Raw genomic sequence first — 16,149 nt, 5'->3', positions numbered from 1 at the left:
GCCGCGGCGGCCACCTCGTCGGCCGCCGCTGCCCGCGTTGCCTGGGACCTGCATCCACCGGGATGCACTGCCGCCGGCTACGGCGGACGCCATGGCCCATCCGGCTAGAATGACCGGGTCCGCCGCGGGATACGCGGCCCTGGGAACCCGCGCAACCGCATGGCCATCCACAACACCGTACTCGAACTGATCGGCTCCACGCCGATCATCAAGGCCCAGCGTCTCGATACCGGCGTCTGCGAGCTCTACCTCAAGCTCGAGTCGCAGAACCCCGGCGGCTCGATCAAGGACCGCATCGGCCTGTCCATGATCGATGCGGCCGAGAAGGCCGGAAAGATCAAGCCCGGCGATACCCTGGTCGAAGGCACCGCCGGCAATACCGGCATCGGCCTCGCACTGGTCGCGCAGCAGAAGGGATACAAGCTGCTGCTGGTCGTGCCCGACAAGATGAGCCGCGAGAAGATCTTCAACCTCAAGGCGATGGGCGCGCAGGTCGTGCTGACGCGTTCGGACGTGGCCAAGGGCCATCCCGACTACTACCAGGACATGGCCGAGCGCATCGCCCGCGAAACCCCGGGCGCCTACTTCATCAACCAGTTCGGCAACCCGGACAACCCGGCTGCGCACGAGTTCGGCACCGGTCCGGAGATCCTGCAGCAGATGGCCGAGGTCGGCGGCGTCGATGCGGTTGTGTTCGGCTGCGGCAGTTCCGGCACGATGACCGGCCTGTCGCGCTGCTTCGCCGAGAAGTCGCCGCAGACGGAACTCGTGCTGGCCGACCCGGTGGGATCGATCCTCGAGGAGTACATCAATCGCGGCACGATCTCGGAAAAGTCCGCGAGCTGGATGGTTGAAGGCATCGGCGAGGATTTCCTGCCGCCGATCTCCGACTTCACGCGAGTGAAGAAGGCCTATGCCATCACCGACAAGGAAAGTTTCCTGACCGCACGCGAGCTGCTCGAGAAGGAAGGCATCCTCGGCGGCTCCTCGACCGGCACGCTGCTCGCCGCCGCGCTGAAGTACTGCCGCGAACAGACCACGCCGAAGAAGGTGCTGACGCTGGTGCCCGACACGGGCAACAAGTACATCTCCAAGATGTACAACGACTACTGGATGCTGGACAACGGATTCCTCGCGCGCCAGGCGACCGGCGACCTGCGTGACCTGATCCTGCGCCCGTTCTCGCAGCGCGACACGGTGGTGGTGGCGCCGACCGACCTGCTGGTCACCGCGTACCAGCGCATGAAGCTGTACGACGTCTCGCAGCTGCCGGTGATGGACGGCGATGCGATCGTCGGCATCGTCGACGAAAGCGACGTGCTGCTGCATGTGTACGGGGATGAATCGCGATTCCGCGACCCGGTATCGACTGCAATGGTCAGCAAGCTCGACAAGATCGATGTGCGTTCGCCGATCGAATCGCTGCTGCCGGTATTCGATCGCGGCCACGTCGCCATCGTCGTCGATGGTGAGAAATTCCTTGGCCTGATCACACGCATCGACCTGCTCAATTACCTGCGCCGGCGCGTGCAGTGATGAACGCCGCCGCCGCCGAACACTGGCTGCCGGGCGACCGACTGCCCAATGTCCGGCTGCGCGCGTCCGCCGGTGAAAGCACGGCGTTGCACGCCGAGTTTGCCGGGGCGCCGTTGTGGCTGGCCACGCCGTCGTCGGACGCGGCCGCCGCGGCTTTGCCGGTGCCGCCCGATGGCGTCACGGCGCTGTGCATCGGCGCAGAGGCGCCATCCGGCGCGCCGTCGCCGTGGCAAGCCTTGGCCGCCGACCCTCGCTGGTGTGCGGGGCTCGGCATGGATGCGCTGTGGCGCGTGGACGCGAACCTGCGCCTTCAGGAGCGCCACACGCTGCCTGTGGGAGGCGCACTGACTGCCCCGGTGCCGGCGGTGGCGTTGGACGCGACGCAGACATTGCTGGTGGCGCCGGTGCTGCAGATACCCGACGTGTTCGAGCCGGAGCTCTGTGCGGCCCTGATCCGGCACCTGGAAGTCGACTGTGCGGGCGGTGATGTGTCCGCGGTGCTCCTGCTCGAAGACGGCCAGCAGAAATTGCAGGTGGACCCTTCGATCAAGCAGCGGCGCGAAACCTTTCCCCGCGATGCCGCGCTGGAGCAGCGCATGCACGAGCGCCTGTTGCGCCGCGCGTTGCCCGAGATCTCGCGCGTCTTCAATTTCGACGTGAGCCGGCGCGATCCGTTCAAGCTGCTGGCCTATCCGGAAGGCGCGGGGTACTTCCGTGCGCATCGCGACAACGAAACTCCTGATGTAGCGCACCGCCGCTTCGCGCTATCGGTGAACCTCAACCAGGGCGAGTACACCGGCGGCGAGTTCCGCTATCCGGAGTTCGGACCGCACCGTTTTTCGCCGCCGACCGGATCGGCCCTGGTGTTCTCGTGCTCGATCCTGCACGAGGTGCTGCCTGTCGATCGGGGCGTCCGCTACGCGATGACGACGTTCCTGGCGTAGCCGGTTTTCAAGCACTCGCCGGGCGGAGTCTGGGCCTCAGGTCCTGCAAGCCAAGCTCGACGACGGCTGCCTCGGCCCAGTCCAATCCTTCGGCGATGGCTGCGGCGTTGCGGTTCGCGGCGACAACAAGCTCCCGTTCGCGGGTCTGCGCATCGAACTGCTGGGCGCCATCTTTGGCGTAACGGGTCAGCAGCCCCGACTCATCGATCCGCTGCTGCCAGTCGGTCGGAGCCTGGAGTCCGTAGTGCCGGGCCAGGCGCGCGGTGGCGGCGGCCGGCGACGCCAGGAGCTCGGCGAAATCCAGATCCATGAGTCGCGGCGCGAGCGCCGGGTCGGCGGCCAGTCCGCGCCAGCGAACCTGCTCTGCCAGCCAGGCCCGCGCCAGTCGCGGACCCGCCGCCGCCAGTGGGGCAGTGCTGGCGAGCCCGGTATTGGCCAGACGCAGGTGCTCGTGCGCGAACACCGACTCGACGAGTTCCTGCTCGCGCAGCATCGTCGCCAGCCAGGTCTGCAGGTCGACCCAGAGCAGGCAGGCCTGTCCGGTACCCACGAGCAGCCGGGGCGCCAGCGTCGCGACCAGGCTGGTGGGCTTCACTATCACCGCCTGCGTGTCATCGAAGCCGCGAGCGAGCAACCGGGTCACCGTCCCCAGCCATGCGTGAGTGGTGGCGTCGTCGGTTGCCGCCAGGGTCAGCAAGGGCAGCGGCTCCCGGATGCCCAGAACACCGGGCAGCAGGTCCATCAAGCGGCTGGCCAGAGTGGAGCCGCAATGGCCAATATGGAACAGCCAGTGCAGGCGATCCATGGGCGGCTCCGCGTCGAGCGCCGCGCCCACTTCCGCCTGGGATACCTCCCATCCGGGGATGTCCCGGTGGTGCAGGGCGCGCCGGTCCAGGAAGCTGGCGCGGCGGTAATCCTCCGGCGCGAAATGCAACACCCAGCCACGGTCCTGGAGGGGGTCGATGACGAACAACGGGTACGCTGCATTGCGACTGAAGTCGCTTGGAAGGCGCCGAGGCTGGGGCATGGGCGATGATAGAATCGGCGACCGCCCATGCTAGCGGAATTGGAAGGATGCAATGACTGAACGACACGCCGACAGCGACGGGCGCAAGCTCGGATTGGGCACCCTCGCGATCCATGCGGGCCAGTCTCCGGACCCCAGCACCGGCGCCGTGATGACGCCCATCTACGCGACCTCGACGTACGCCCAGTCCAGTCCCGGCGTGCACCAGGGGTTCGAGTATTCGCGCAGCCACAACCCGACCCGCTTCGCCTACGAGCGTTGCGTCGCCGGGCTGGAAGGCGGCACGAGCGGCTTCGCCTTCGCCTCGGGTCTTGCCGCGACCTCGACCATCCTCGAATTGCTGGATTCGGGCAGCCATGTCATCGCGATGGATGACGTCTACGGCGGCACCTACCGCCTGTTCGAGCGCGTGCGTCGCCGCTCGGCAGGACTGGATTTCAGCTGGGTCGACCTAAGCGACGTCGCCGCGTTCGAAGCCGCCATCCGTCCCGAGACGAAGATGGTCTGGATCGAGACCCCGACCAATCCGCTGCTGAAGTTGGTCGACATCGCCCAGATTGCCGCGATCGCTCGCAAGCGCGGCCTGATCGTCGTGGTCGACAACACCTTCAGTTCGCCGATCCTGCAGCGCCCGCTCGAACTCGGCGCGCACATCGTCATGCATTCGGCGACCAAGTACCTCAACGGCCACTCCGACATCGTCGGCGGCGTGGCGGTGGTCGGCGACGATGCAGAGCTGGCCGAGAAGATGACCTTCCTGCAGAACGCCATCGGCGGCGTGCAGGGTCCGTTCGACAGCTTCCTGGCGCTGCGCGGCCTGAAGACCCTGCACCTGCGCATGAAGGCCCACTGCGAGAACGCCCAGGCGCTGGCCGAGTGGCTGCAGACGCACCCGGCGATCGAGAAGGTGCTGTACCCGGGGCTGAAGTCGCATCCGCAGCATGAGCTGGCAAAGCGCCAGATGTACGGGTTCGGCGGAATGGTGAGTATCTATGTGAAGGGCGGACTGGACGCGGCCCGCAGGATGATGGAGCGCTGCGAGCTGTTCACCGTCGCCGAGTCGTTGGGCGGGGTGGAAAGCCTCGTCAACCATCCGGCGATCATGACCCACGCCTCGGTGCCGGCGGATAGGCGCGCGACACTGGGCATCAGCGACAACCTCGTCAGGCTTTCGGTGGGGGTCGAGGACGTGGGCGACCTGCGTGCCGAACTCAAGGATGCATTGGCCTGATGATGAGGATCCATACTCGCGCATCGTCCGGTGCCGGGGGGCAGGCATGAATCCCTACGCAAGGCACCCGGCGAGTCCTTCGGCAATGTTCGCCAGCCTGCTGGACAACTGGCAGCTCATCGTCCAGATGACGCGTCGGGACGTCATTAGCCGCTATCGCGGGTCACTGGTCGGGCTGGCCTGGTCGTTCTTCAATCCCCTGCTGATGCTGGCGATCTACACCTTCGTGTTCTCGACGATCTTCAAGGCGCGCTGGGGCGTCGACCAGGAAAACTCGCGTGCAGGGTTCGCGGCGATCCTCTTCGTCGGAGTGATCATCCACGGACTGCTGGCGGAGTGCATCACCAAGGCGCCGAGCCTGATCGTGAGCAACGTCAGCTACGTCAAGCGCGTGATTTTCCCTCTGGAGGTGCTGCCCTGGATCGCAGTCGGTTCGGCCCTGTTCCACTCCGCCATCAGCTTCACGGTCCTTCTGCTTGCACAACTCGTGCTTGGCCACGTCATTCCGTGGACTGCGATCCTGCTGCCTGTCGTCGTGCTGCCGCTGGTGCTGGTCGCAATGGGCTTCGGCTGGCTGCTGGCATCTTCGTCTGTCTATGTGCGTGACATCGGGATGCTCACCGGGCTATTCGCCACGGCGCTGATGTTCCTGTCACCCGTGTTCTATCCGCTGTCATCGCTGCCGCAAAAGTTCCATTGGCTGATTCTCATCAATCCGCTGACGTTCGTGATTGAACAAGGTCGCAGGGTGCTCATTCTCGGAATGGCACCCGACTGGATGGGCCTGGGGCTTTACGCTCTGCTCGCGTTGATGTTTGCCTGGTTCGGGTTCTGGTGCTTCCAGCGCGCCCGCAACGGTTTCGCCGATGTCGTTTGAAGCCATGACTGCCATGCACCCAGTCCCTGACTCCATTGCGCCGGAACGTGACGTAGTCATAAACGTCGACTCCGTGTCCAAGTGTTACCAGATCTACGCACGACCGGAAGACCGACTGAAGCAGTCGCTCCTGCCACGCATCCAGCGCATGGCCGGAATGCAGCAGCGCGCCTATTACAAGGAGTTCTGGGCGCTCAAGGGCGTATCGGTGCAGATCCGCAAAGGCGAGACGGTCGGAATCATCGGCCGGAATGGGTCCGGAAAGTCGACGCTGCTGCAGACCATCTGCGGAACGCTCACGCCCACGGGCGGCGCGGTCGACGTGCGTGGCCGCGTGGCCGCGCTGCTCGAGCTTGGCGCCGGGTTCAACCCCGAGTTCACCGGTCGCGAGAACGTCTACATGAATGGCGCCTTGCTCGGCCTGAGCAGGGAGGAACTCGAGCAACGGTTTGATTCGATTCTCGCATTCGCCGATATCGGCGAGTTCATCGACCAGCCGGTGAAGACCTACTCGAGCGGCATGTATGTGCGTTTGGCATTCGCGGTCATCGCGCATGCCGATGCCGATGTGCTGGTGGTTGACGAAGCGCTTTCGGTGGGCGACGTGTACTTCGGACAAAAGTGCATGCGCTTCCTGCGCGATTTCATGAAGCGCGGGACGGTCTTGTTCGTGTCGCACGACACATCCGCAGTGATCAACCTGTGCGACCGGGTCATCTGGATGCAGAACGGCCAGGTCCATCGCGAGGGGCCGACGAAGGAAGTCACGGCCGAGTACCTGGAAGACCTGTTCTATGAGGACCAGGCGCGCGACCTGGCGGAAGCGGCGACTCCTGCACTGGACGTCTTCAGGGTGCCGGAGTTGGCGCCGCGGGACATGCGCCAGGACATGCTGGATTCCAGTACCTTGCGCAACGATATCCAGGTCTTCTCTTTCCTCCGCGATTCGTCCGCCTTCGGCACGGGTTCGGCGCGCATCATTGATGCGGCGTTCCAGGATATGGATGGCAGGCCGCTGTCATGGGTCGTCGGGGGGCAGGCGGTGCGCCTTACCGTGACCTGCCAGGCGATTGAGGAGTTGCACACGCCGATCCTCGGCTTCGAGGTCTATGACCGCCTGGGCCAGACGATCTTCGCCGACAACACCTATCTGTCGACGCTCACCAGGCCTGTGCGCGTCGCGGCGGGCCAGGTCGTCATGGCCACGTTTGAGTTCCGCATGCCCCTCATGCGTGAAGGCGACTACACGATCAGCGTCGCCGTCGCAGAAGGCACGCAGGAGGCGCATGTGCAGCACCACTGGCTGCACGAGGCGCTCGCGCTGCATGTCCATGCGACGCCTGTTTGCCTGGGATTGATGGGCGTGCCGATGCAGGAGATCCGTCTGGACCTGGTCGGGAGTTCCGAGTCGCAAATCGCCTAGCCTGCCGCATCGTTAACACCAGGAATTCTTTGAAGTGACCACGCAACACAACGACCATGATCTTGAGTTCACTGGCGAGCGATTCCTGCCGGAAGTGTCCGGTCAGATCGCTTTCGAGCATCTGCACCGGTACTACTTCGCGAAACGGCTGGTTGCCGGGCTCGACGTGCTCGATGTCGCCTGCGGCGAAGGTTATGGCAGCGATATCATTTCCAAGGCCGCGCGTTCGGTCGTAGGCGTGGACATCGCGCCGGATGCCGTCATGCATGCCAGCGCCCGCTACGCGGGCGACAACCTGCGCTTTGTCGAAGCATCCGCCGCTTCGCTTCCTTTTGCCGATGCCCAGTTCGACGCGGTCGTGAGCTTCGAAACCATCGAGCACCACGACAAGCACGAGGAAATGATGGCGGAGGTCCGTCGGGTGCTGAAGCCCGATGGAATCCTGATCATCTCCAGCCCCAACAAGCTCCACTACTCGATCGAGCCGGGTTACAGCAATCCTTACCACGTGAAGGAGCTGTTCCGGGAAGAGTTCGTGGCCTTGGTTGGAAGGCACTTCCGGCATGCTGCCCTGTTCGGCCAACGGGTGGTCCATGGATCCCTGATGGTTGGAGTGGATGCGGGCTCCACCGCGGTTGAGACGCTGAAGCTCGATCGCTCCGAGCTGACGGTCGCCGGGGGGCTCGCCCGCCCGTTGTACGACCTGCTGGTGGCGAGCGATGCAGCCCTACCGCCCGTGAGCGGTTCGCTGTTCGAGACGACCGTGCACGGCATGGATCCGGCGGGCTTTTACGGCGTACACCTCCCCGAGCGCGTGAACAATGCCGATCGTCGCATCGGACTCCTCGAAAGCGAGCTCGAGGCCGCTCAGTTGGTGTCGCTTCCGGCGGCAAGCGTGCAGGCCAAGCTCGACCAGCTGATCGAAGGGCAGCGGGCCGCAGCGCCGGAAACGCAAGCCAAGCTCGACCAGTTGCTCGAGGGGCAGCGGACCATGGCGCCCGAGGTGTATGCCAGGCTCGACAAGCGGACCAGCGATGCCGAGGAGATGCATGCGAAGCTCAATCGCCTGCTTCAGGCGCGCGAGACCGAGGCGATCCTCAATGCCGACATCCGCCGCTTGAGTGGTGACCTCGAGGCCGCGCTCGACCGCCTATCGGCGGCCAGCCAACGCCTGGAGTCGGTGTCCGCATCGCATGCCGATCTCGAATCCGCGGTGCGTATGCTCGAGACGCAGCTCGAGGTGTCGCACGCCAGACTCCAGGAGGACGAAACTGTGCTGTCAGAAGTGCGTCAGGCCCTCGCCGAGCGTGATGCCGAGGTGCGCGAACTCCGCAACTCCTTCTCATGGCGCAGCACGAGTTGGCTGCGCGCGCTGTCCAATGTGCTGGGAGGTCGACGGTGAGCAAGACGGCGAGCCTGTTGGGGCGCTGTGCCAAGGAGGCCTATGCACGTCTCCCGGTCAGCTGGAGCTTCAAGCTGCGGGTCAAGCGCTGGATGTTCACGTCCTTCGCCCCGATCTTCCGCAATACCAGCGCGTACCAGCGTTGGGTCTATTTCGATCCGCTCCAGCAGGCCAAGGCTACTGAAGAACGTGCCGTTGAGCCTGGCCCGGTGCAGCCGGATTCGCTGCTGAAGCGCTATGTCCGCGACCTTCAGTCGCGCACCGGCTCCAATTTTTCAGCCGAATACGTGGGCTTGGCGAATGGACCGCCGTCCGCGCCGTTGCTGGGAAAAGTCATCGCCTTCTATTTGCCGCAGTTCCACCCCATCGCCGAGAACGACGAATGGTGGGGGCGTGGTTTTACCGAGTGGACCAACGTGTCCAAGGCGCTGCCGCAGTTCCTCGGACACAACCAGCCTCACCTGCCTGGCGAACTGGGTTTCTACGACCTGCGGCTCGTCGAGGTGATGAGGCGGCAGGCCGAACTCGCCAAGCTTTACGGCGTCCACGGCTTCTGCTTCCACTACTACTGGTTCTCCGGTCGTCGCCTGCTCGAGCGGCCGCTCGACCAGTTTGTCAACGACCCATCGATCGACCTTCCGTTCTGCCTGTGCTGGGCCAACGAGAACTGGACGCGCCGTTGGGATGGCATGGACAGCGAAATATTGCTGGGCCAGAACTACAGCGACGACAACGACGAGCGCTTCATCGCCGACATCGAGCGTTACCTTCGCGATCCTCGCTACATACGTATCGACGGAAAGCCGCTCGTGATCGTCTATCGTCCGTCGCTGTTGCCGGACAGCCGCCGCACCGTGGAGCGTTGGCGCGAGCACTGCCGCAAGAGCGGGCTCGGAGAGATCTTCCTGGCGATGGTCCAGTTCGACATCGATGACCCGAGGACGTGCGGCTTCGATGCGGCACTGGAGTTCCCGCCGCACAAGCTCGGGCGTTCGCTGAAGTGCATCAACCACACGTTGGACATCATCAATCCGGCCTATGCGGGGCATGTCGTCGACTACCGCGACCTGGCCGAAGCCGGTAAGCGCTGGCCGGTGCCGGACTATCCGCTGTTCAAGGGCGTGGCGCCGCGTTGGGACAATGAGGCGCGCAAGCCAGGACGCGGCTACACGTTTGCCCACGCGTCTCCAGCCCACTACCAGGACTGGCTGAGCCACGCATTGGACTATTCGCGTTCGCACCCGGTACAGGGCGAAAGCGTCGTGTTCGTGAACGCATGGAACGAGTGGGCTGAAGGAGCGCACCTGGAGCCCGATCGTCGATACGGCTACGCATTCCTGCAGGCGACGCGCAATGCTTTGACGGGCGGGACGCCGCGCCGCAAGGTGCTGGTGGTCTCGCATGACGCCCATCCGCATGGTGCGCAGTACCTGGCGCTGAACCTGGTGCGCGAACTCCGCCGGATGGGCGTCGACGTCGAGGTGCTGCTCCAGGGCGGCGGCACGTTGGAGGGTGACTTCGAGGCCGTTGCAACGGTCCATCGGGCGTACGGGGACGGCGAGGATGTAGAGACTCTCGCGTTGCGCCTGCATCGGGAAGGTTGCGACCTCGCCATCGCCAACACCGCCGTGGCGGGGCGGGTGGTTCGTCCGCTGCGCAAGGCCGGCCTGCGTGTCGTGTCGCTTGTCCACGAGTTGCCGGGCGTCATCCGCGATTACGGCCTTGAGTCGGCGATCCAGGATATTGCCGCTTGCGCCGATCGCATCGTGGTCGCGGCCGATGCCGTGAGGGCGGGGTTGTCGGAATTCCTTGACGAGCACGATCTCGGGAGACTGGTAACCGTGCGGCCGCAGGGACTGTTCACGCGCAGCCGCCATCGAGGCGAGCTGCGATCGGTGCAGGCCCGCCGCCGTCTGCGCGAACGTCTGGGCTTGCCTGCTGACGCCAAAGTCGTGCTGGCCGTCGGTTATGCAGATCGGCGCAAGGGCGTGGACCTGCTGGCCCAGGCTGCGGTGCTCTGCTGCGCGACAGATCCGAGCATGCACTTCGTGTGGGTGGGACACCGCGATGTCGGCCTGGAACCCGAAGTGGGCGAGATCCTGAGCAAAGGCGGCGTGGCCGACCGCTTCCACTTCGTGGGCCTCGACTTCGATACCGACGACTATTACGCGGGCGCGGACGTGTACGCGCTGGCATCCCGCGAGGATCCATTCCCGTCCGTCGTGCTGGAAAGCCTGTCGGTGGGAACGCCGGTAGTCGCCTTCGAAGGCACTGGCGGTGGCGCCGACCTGCTTGGCAGCACAGGAGGTGCGGTGGTGCCGGCCTTCGATGTCGAGGCATTCGCTGCAATGCTGCAGCGCATGGCTTCCGGCAGCGATGAAAGCAGGCGGATCGGCCGTGAAGGCGCCGAGCTGATCGATCGGGACTTCTCCTTCCGCGCCTATGCGATGGACCTGCTTGCGATGGGCGGCGCCGGATTGCCGCGTGTGTCGGTGGTCGTTCCCAATTACAACTACGCGCATTACCTGCGCGAGCGTCTGGAGTCGATCGCGGAACAGACGCTGCCGCCATACGAGATCATCGTCCTTGATGATGCGTCGGGCGACGAGAGCCTCCAGACGCTGCAAACCCTACGGGCCAACCTCCATCCGGAGCCCCAGGTCATTCCGTGCGAGACCAACAGTGGTTCCGTGTTCCGGCAGTGGCTGAAGGGAGCCGAGCGTGCGCGGGGCGAGTTCGTCTGGATTGCTGAGGCCGACGACCTTGCGAGGCCCGAATTGCTCGGGCGTCTCCTCCACCTGATGCAGGGTGATCCGGGCGTGGTTATGGCGTACGCCCAGTCCGAGCAGATCGACGAGTCCGGGCAGGTGATGGCGTCCAGCTATCGCGCCTATACCGACGAGCTGGACACGCGGCGCTGGTGCGCGAGTTACGTCGCGACCGGCTTGGCGGAAGTCAATGCGGGCCTCGCGGTCAAGAATACGTTGCCAAACGTGAGTGCCGTCGTATTCAGGCGACAGGCATTACTGGATGTAATGCGCGCACATATCGAGGAGATCTCCAGCTACCGGATCGCGGGCGACTGGCTCGTGTACCTGCTGTTGTTGCAGAAGGGCAAGGTTGCGTTCGAAGCTGCACCCCTGAACCAGCACCGGCGACACTCAAACAGCGTGACGCTGGGGGGCGATGCCCAGAGGCATTACTCTGAGGTCGAGCGGGTGCAATTCGCAGCGCAGCGCCTGTTCCCGGTGGAGCAAACTGCCCGCGAGTCCGCCGCCAGGTACCTGAGGGCACTGCGCGTACACTTCGGCCTGCCTTCGACGGAACCGGAAGCAGAGGTGCACGGCTCATGAAACTGCTGGTGATCGGCGGAAATGGATTTCTCGGCTCCAGCCTCGTGGAGGCCTTGCGCAAGGCCGGACACGCAGTGCGCGTGCTCGATCGCACACCCGCCCGGCGAGACGTGGATTGGGCCGGCACCGAATATCTCCTCGGCGGACTCGAGGATGCAGGAACGCTGGAATCCGCCCTCGAGGGTATCGAGGGTGTCTTTCACCTGGCCAGTTCGACGGTGCCGGGCACGTCCAACCGCGACCCGGTGTTCGACGTCGAATCGAATCTGGTCGGCGCATTGCGACTGATCGAAGCGATGCAGCGGGCCGGTACGCGGCGCATCGTGTACTTCTCCTCCGGGGGGACCGTATACGGAAACCCAGACGCGTCGCCGGTGCGCGAAGATCATCCGCTCCGACCGATTTCGTCTTACGGCGTGGTGAAGGTCGCGATTGAAAATTACCTGATGATGTACTGGCGCCTGGGGTTGCTGGACCCATTGGTGCTGAGGCCTTCCAATCCCTATGGGCCTCGTCAGTCAACCTCGGGAGTCCAGGGCGCCATAGCGGCATTCCTGGGGCGAGCCCTCAGCGGCGAGGGCGTGTCGATCTGGGGTGACGGAACCATCGTTCGCGACTACCTCTACATCGAGGATCTGGTCGCCGCCGCCGTCGCTGCCATGACGTCGGGCGAATGTGGCGTACTCAATGTGGGCAGCGGTGCCGGGCACAGCCTCAACGAGGTTTGTGAGTTGATACGCGATGTCACCGGCCGTGACCTGCCGGTCCAGTACCTGCCCGGCAGGGATTTCGATGTCTCACGAATCGTGCTAGATATCGATGCTGCCACCTCACGTTTGGGCTGGCTTCCCCGGGTTCCGCTGCGCGAAGGGATAGTCCGCACCTGGTCGGCGTTCATTCACTCCTAAGTTGTGAGGCTTTCATGAGTCAAACCGTAGATCAGGATGCCGCACCGGGCACCGAGCAGAACGATGGCCCTTGGCTCTCCACGCTGATAAGGAGCCTGACTTCTCAGCAACTCAGCCCGCTCGGTGAGCTGCTGCCTGCATTCCCGCCCGAGGAGCTCCAGCGCAATACCACCGGCCTCTCTTCGGAAGCGGCGCTGCGACAAGCCCACGCGTTCTACGACAACGTCCTGGATGCCGCGCGCCGCGCAGGCCTGGTGTTGGATCGATCGACGCGTGCACTGGACTTCGGCTTTGGTTGGGGCCGCATCTCGCGTGTTTTCATGGAGCGCATCAGCCTTGCCAACATTCACGGCCTTGATGTGGACCCCGCGTTCGTCGAGATCACCCGTGACCTGACCCGTTCCGACAAGTTCGAGCTGTGCGCTCCGTTTCCGCCTACGAAGTACGAAGACAGCTCCTTCGACATCATCTATCTGTACTCGGTTTTCTCGCATCTTTCCGAGGAGGCCTGTCAGTCATGGATGCGTGAGTTCGCTCGCATCCTGCGTCCAGGAGGGGTGGTCGCCTTCACCACCCGGCACGACTCCTTTTTTGATTTCTGCGAATGGGCCAAGGGGCAAGGCGCGTCGAGCTCGCCGTACGTACAAGCATTGGGGCAACTGTTCCCTGATCTGAGCCAGGTTCGTGAGGCCTATCGCGCGGGGCGCTTCATCCACGCCTCATCGCAGGGAGTGGGAGGGGGTGGTCCTCGCGACGAGAGTTTCTACGGCGAGACATGGATTCCAGAGCAGTATGCTCGCACTGGATTCGATGACCAGTTCGAGTTCGTCTCCGGTTATTTCGATGGCACAAAGTATGACCAGGCGTGTTTTGCCCTGAAGCGAAAGTAAGTCGCAAATACTCGGATTACTCGGATTACTCGGGAGGGAGGGGGACGTGTACAACATGGCCTTGATCGAGCGCTGTCTGAGTGACTACGGGGCCCTGCCGGTCGCCACGCAGGTGTCTCCGAACGACCAGATGCAGAATCAGTGGTATTTGGAGGTTGGCCGTAGCGCCGTGGAGGTCATCCTGGCGGGGTTGATGTCAAGTTACGTTCCTCAGGTGAACCGTGTGCTTGATCTTCCGTGCGGGCATGGCAGGGTCCTTCGCCATCTGGTGCGGATGTTTCCAACGGCCGAGTTTCACGCTTGCGACCTGGATGCCGACGGCGTTCGCTACTGCGCAGAGCAGTTCGGAGCCGTGCCGGTCGTGTCCCGCCCCGAGCTCTCGGAAGTCGACTTTGGAACGAAGTACGACCTGATCTGGGTCGGGTCGCTGTTCACGCACGTGGCGGAGCCCCAGTGCAGGAGCTGGCTGGCTCACTTGGCGAAGTTCCTCACCGCCCGTGGGATCGTGGTGGCAACCATGCACGGTCGGTGGAGTCAGTCCGTGCACCAGCGCATGCCATACATAGGCGAGGACCGCTGGCAGGAGATCGTCAACGGTTACCATGCCCGCGGTTATGGTTATGCCGACTATGTGTCGTCCGAGAGCGTCGACCATGTCCCCGGCAACTATGGGATATCGCTCGCCCGCCCCAGCGCGATACTGAGCATGCTCGAGCATTTGGAGGGGATTCGTGTCTTTTCGTACAGCGAGCGAGCCTGGGCGGATCACCAGGACGTCGTGGTCTACGGAAAGCCAGCTGTCGACGAAGCTTGGTAACGAATCCTGCTGATTTATCGGCGTTTCTTGGTCGATCGCTGGCTGATGTGGTAAAAAACACCGGGGTTGGCGCCGGGGTGCGCCACGATGTTCCTTTGATGGTCTGCACGCGGCCTGTCGGCTGCCGATAGGCCCACTTATCATTCTTACTGCAAACACGCCATGTCGAGCGCAAGCCAATACACTCCGAGTGCCCTGAGGCACTACGTACGCGAGAATCCGCTACTGATCGCTTTTGCGGTGCTGGCAGTGGTGTTGCGCATCGCTCATTGGGCCTATACGGGGCGGATCTGGGAAGACGCGCTCATTACCCTGACGCCTGCGGAGAACTTCTGGGACGGAATGGGCTTTACCCATCATCCCAGCGAGCCTCGGGTACACAGCTTCACATCGCCGATCAGTGTGCTGATCCCGTTGGTGGGTGTCCTGTTTGGCAATGGCCTTTTGGCGTTGCGACTGACGGCGCTGGCCGGCAGCGTGGCGGCCATCTACTTTGCGTACTCGATCGGCCGCAAGCTTGAGTTCGGCAAGCCCGCGCAGGTGCTGCTCCTCGGGTACCTCGCCGTCGATCAGTTGCAGATCTTCTTCGGCATGTCCGGCATGGAGACGCAGGTCGTTACCGCGATCCTGCTGGCCGGCGTGTACTTCCTGTTCGCCGAGCGTTGGATCGCCTTGGGCGTGGCGTGCGGTCTGGCACTGCTCTCACGTCCGGAGTTCCAGGCTTTCGTGGCGCTGGTTGGCTTGTGGCTCCTGATCTTCCGTCGCGACGCGCTGGTTAGGGTCATTGCTGCGGCGCTGGCGATCGTGTTGCCTTGGGCCATTTTTGCGATCAGCTATTTCGGGTCTATCGTGCCCAACACGATTCGAGCCAAGACGTGGGGGGGGCGCATCAGCCTGTTCGATCACACGATCGATGCCATGACCCAGTACTTCCTCGAATCCTGGAAGCACATGGCTCCGTTCCTCGAGTGGTCGATTACCAATACCGCGCCGGTGCCGCGGGCCTTGATCGTCGCAGTCACCTTGACCGTCCTGGCGCTGGCCGTGATCGGCATGATCCTCGTGCTGGCGCGGCGCAACACCAAGATGATGGTGGTCGTGGCAACGGTGCTCGTCTTTATCGGCTACAAAACCGTAGCGACGCTGAACCCCTATTACATGTGGTATCTGCCGCCGTTCATTGCGCTGTTGTTCCTGATCGCGGCCTTCGGCTTGAATGCGATCCAGGGCCGGGCCCAGAAAGTGGCCGCTGCCTTGGCTGCGGCTCTGGTGCTCGCCTACGGAATCCATGTTCCCTACACCTTTTACACAGACCGTATCGTCCAGGACGAGATCGAGATCGCTGTCCGCCAGCGGGTGGGCAAGCGCCTCAACGAGCTTATGGGGCCCAATGATTCGGTATTCCTCGAGCCGCTGGGTTACATGGGCTATGAGATCCGCGGCAAGACTACGTACGACTTCCCAGGCCTGAGCTCCCCCAAGGTCGTGGAGGTCATCCGGAACCTTCCGGAGGTCAGGATGGGCGGCGTCATTGACCGTCTGAAGCCAAGCTATGCGGTACTGCGACCGCAGGAACTGGACGAGTTCCAGCGCTATTTCCCTGAAACATTCAGCCACTATCGCGAAGTGGACCGGATCACTGCCAAGCCCTTGTTCATCGAGCGATGGGGCTACTCTGTCTACGCAGTCGATACCGATTTCACCATCCGCAAGTACACGCCATGATCTGACAAGCCCGGCA

12 protein-coding genes are annotated in these 16,149 nt (G+C 63.6%); 11 read left to right on the top strand and 1 reads right to left on the bottom strand.

All coding sequences use genetic code 11. The features are described from left to right. Positions 1 to 159 precede the first annotated feature (159 nt). Together IU514_RS18300 and IU514_RS18295 are read left to right on the top strand one after the other, a co-directional pair. Positions 160 to 1,536 carry a pyridoxal-phosphate dependent enzyme gene (locus tag IU514_RS18300; RefSeq protein WP_194932580.1) on the top strand — a complete coding sequence of 459 codons (1,377 nt, stop codon included), beginning with the start codon at positions 160 to 162 and terminating at the stop codon, positions 1,534 to 1,536. Then, positions 1,536 to 2,480 (top strand): 2OG-Fe(II) oxygenase family protein, encoded by a 945-nt coding sequence (locus IU514_RS18295; RefSeq protein ID WP_194932579.1) that lies wholly within the window; start codon positions 1,536 to 1,538, stop codon positions 2,478 to 2,480. Before IU514_RS18300 ends, IU514_RS18295 begins: the two co-directional genes overlap by 1 nt. A gap of 7 nt (positions 2,481 to 2,487) precedes the next feature. Here IU514_RS18295 and IU514_RS18290 read toward each other — a convergent pair whose 3' ends face one another. Next, positions 2,488 to 3,453 (bottom strand): hypothetical protein, encoded by a 966-nt coding sequence (locus tag IU514_RS18290; RefSeq protein ID WP_194932578.1) that lies wholly within the window; start codon positions 3,451 to 3,453, stop codon positions 2,488 to 2,490. 106 nt (positions 3,454 to 3,559) lie between these two features. Here IU514_RS18290 and IU514_RS18285 point away from each other — a divergent pair, with 106 nt between their 5' ends. The 9 genes from IU514_RS18285 (at position 3,560) to IU514_RS18245 (ending at position 16,133) form a co-directional block, all read left to right on the top strand. Continuing rightward, positions 3,560 to 4,738, top strand: coding sequence for a cystathionine gamma-synthase (locus IU514_RS18285; RefSeq protein ID WP_194932577.1), 1,179 nt, complete (start codon positions 3,560 to 3,562; stop codon positions 4,736 to 4,738). Between the two features lie 85 nt (positions 4,739 to 4,823). Beyond that, entirely contained in the window at positions 4,824 to 5,615 is a 792-nt protein-coding gene (locus IU514_RS18280) for an ABC transporter permease (protein WP_228760849.1), read from the top strand. Beyond that, positions 5,605 to 7,038: an ABC transporter ATP-binding protein gene (locus tag IU514_RS18275; RefSeq protein WP_228760848.1), complete on the top strand. Its 1,434-nt coding sequence runs from the start codon at positions 5,605 to 5,607 to the stop codon at positions 7,036 to 7,038. The genes IU514_RS18280 and IU514_RS18275 overlap by 11 nt, the downstream gene beginning before the upstream one ends. Positions 7,039 to 7,072: 34 nt before the next feature. Further along, on the top strand, positions 7,073 to 8,440 hold the full coding sequence (locus IU514_RS18270) for a class I SAM-dependent methyltransferase (RefSeq protein ID WP_194932575.1): 1,368 nt from the start codon (positions 7,073 to 7,075) through the stop codon (positions 8,438 to 8,440). After that, a complete protein-coding gene (locus tag IU514_RS18265; RefSeq protein WP_194932574.1) occupies positions 8,383 to 11,793 on the top strand; it encodes a glycoside hydrolase family 99-like domain-containing protein in 3,411 nt (1,136 codons plus the stop codon). Before IU514_RS18270 ends, IU514_RS18265 begins: the two co-directional genes overlap by 58 nt. Beyond that, the gene (locus IU514_RS18260) at positions 11,790 to 12,701 is read left to right on the top strand and encodes an NAD-dependent epimerase/dehydratase family protein (protein WP_194932573.1); all 912 of its coding nucleotides are present in this window, start codon (positions 11,790 to 11,792) and stop codon (positions 12,699 to 12,701) included. Before IU514_RS18265 ends, IU514_RS18260 begins: the two co-directional genes overlap by 4 nt. A gap of 14 nt (positions 12,702 to 12,715) precedes the next feature. After that, positions 12,716 to 13,591, top strand: a complete 876-nt coding sequence (locus IU514_RS18255) for a class I SAM-dependent methyltransferase (protein ID WP_194932572.1) — start codon at positions 12,716 to 12,718, stop codon at positions 13,589 to 13,591. A gap of 55 nt (positions 13,592 to 13,646) precedes the next feature. Then, positions 13,647 to 14,408: a class I SAM-dependent methyltransferase gene (locus IU514_RS18250; RefSeq protein WP_228760860.1), complete on the top strand. Its 762-nt coding sequence runs from the start codon at positions 13,647 to 13,649 to the stop codon at positions 14,406 to 14,408. A gap of 162 nt (positions 14,409 to 14,570) precedes the next feature. Beyond that, entirely contained in the window at positions 14,571 to 16,133 is a 1,563-nt protein-coding gene (locus tag IU514_RS18245) for a hypothetical protein (protein WP_194932570.1), read from the top strand. Positions 16,134 to 16,149 lie beyond the last annotated feature (16 nt).

It is taken from the genome of Lysobacter niastensis (assembly GCF_015453285.1).
In the GTDB taxonomy this organism is placed as follows: Bacteria; Pseudomonadota; Gammaproteobacteria; order Xanthomonadales; family Xanthomonadaceae; genus Lysobacter_J; species Lysobacter_J niastensis.
This window is presented reverse-complemented; position numbering and strand designations above follow the sequence as displayed.

What these genes read in the sequence shown, in the direction of transcription:
- IU514_RS18300 (WP_194932580.1), top strand. Translation starts at nt 160, where the DNA reads ATGGCCATCCACAACACCGTACTCGAACTGATCGGCTCCACGCCGATC.
- IU514_RS18260 (WP_194932573.1), top strand. Translation starts at nt 11,790, where the DNA reads ATGAAACTGCTGGTGATCGGCGGAAATGGATTTCTCGGCTCCAGCCTC.
- IU514_RS18255 (WP_194932572.1), top strand. Translation starts at nt 12,716, where the DNA reads ATGAGTCAAACCGTAGATCAGGATGCCGCACCGGGCACCGAGCAGAAC.
- IU514_RS18250 (WP_228760860.1), top strand. Translation starts at nt 13,647, where the DNA reads ATGGCCTTGATCGAGCGCTGTCTGAGTGACTACGGGGCCCTGCCGGTC.
- IU514_RS18285 (WP_194932577.1), top strand. Translation starts at nt 3,560, where the DNA reads ATGACTGAACGACACGCCGACAGCGACGGGCGCAAGCTCGGATTGGGC.
- IU514_RS18280 (WP_228760849.1), top strand. Translation starts at nt 4,824, where the DNA reads ATGTTCGCCAGCCTGCTGGACAACTGGCAGCTCATCGTCCAGATGACG.
- IU514_RS18295 (WP_194932579.1), top strand. Translation starts at nt 1,536, where the DNA reads ATGAACGCCGCCGCCGCCGAACACTGGCTGCCGGGCGACCGACTGCCC.
- IU514_RS18245 (WP_194932570.1), top strand. Translation starts at nt 14,571, where the DNA reads ATGTCGAGCGCAAGCCAATACACTCCGAGTGCCCTGAGGCACTACGTA.
- IU514_RS18265 (WP_194932574.1), top strand. Translation starts at nt 8,383, where the DNA reads ATGGCGCAGCACGAGTTGGCTGCGCGCGCTGTCCAATGTGCTGGGAGG.
- IU514_RS18275 (WP_228760848.1), top strand. Translation starts at nt 5,605, where the DNA reads ATGTCGTTTGAAGCCATGACTGCCATGCACCCAGTCCCTGACTCCATT.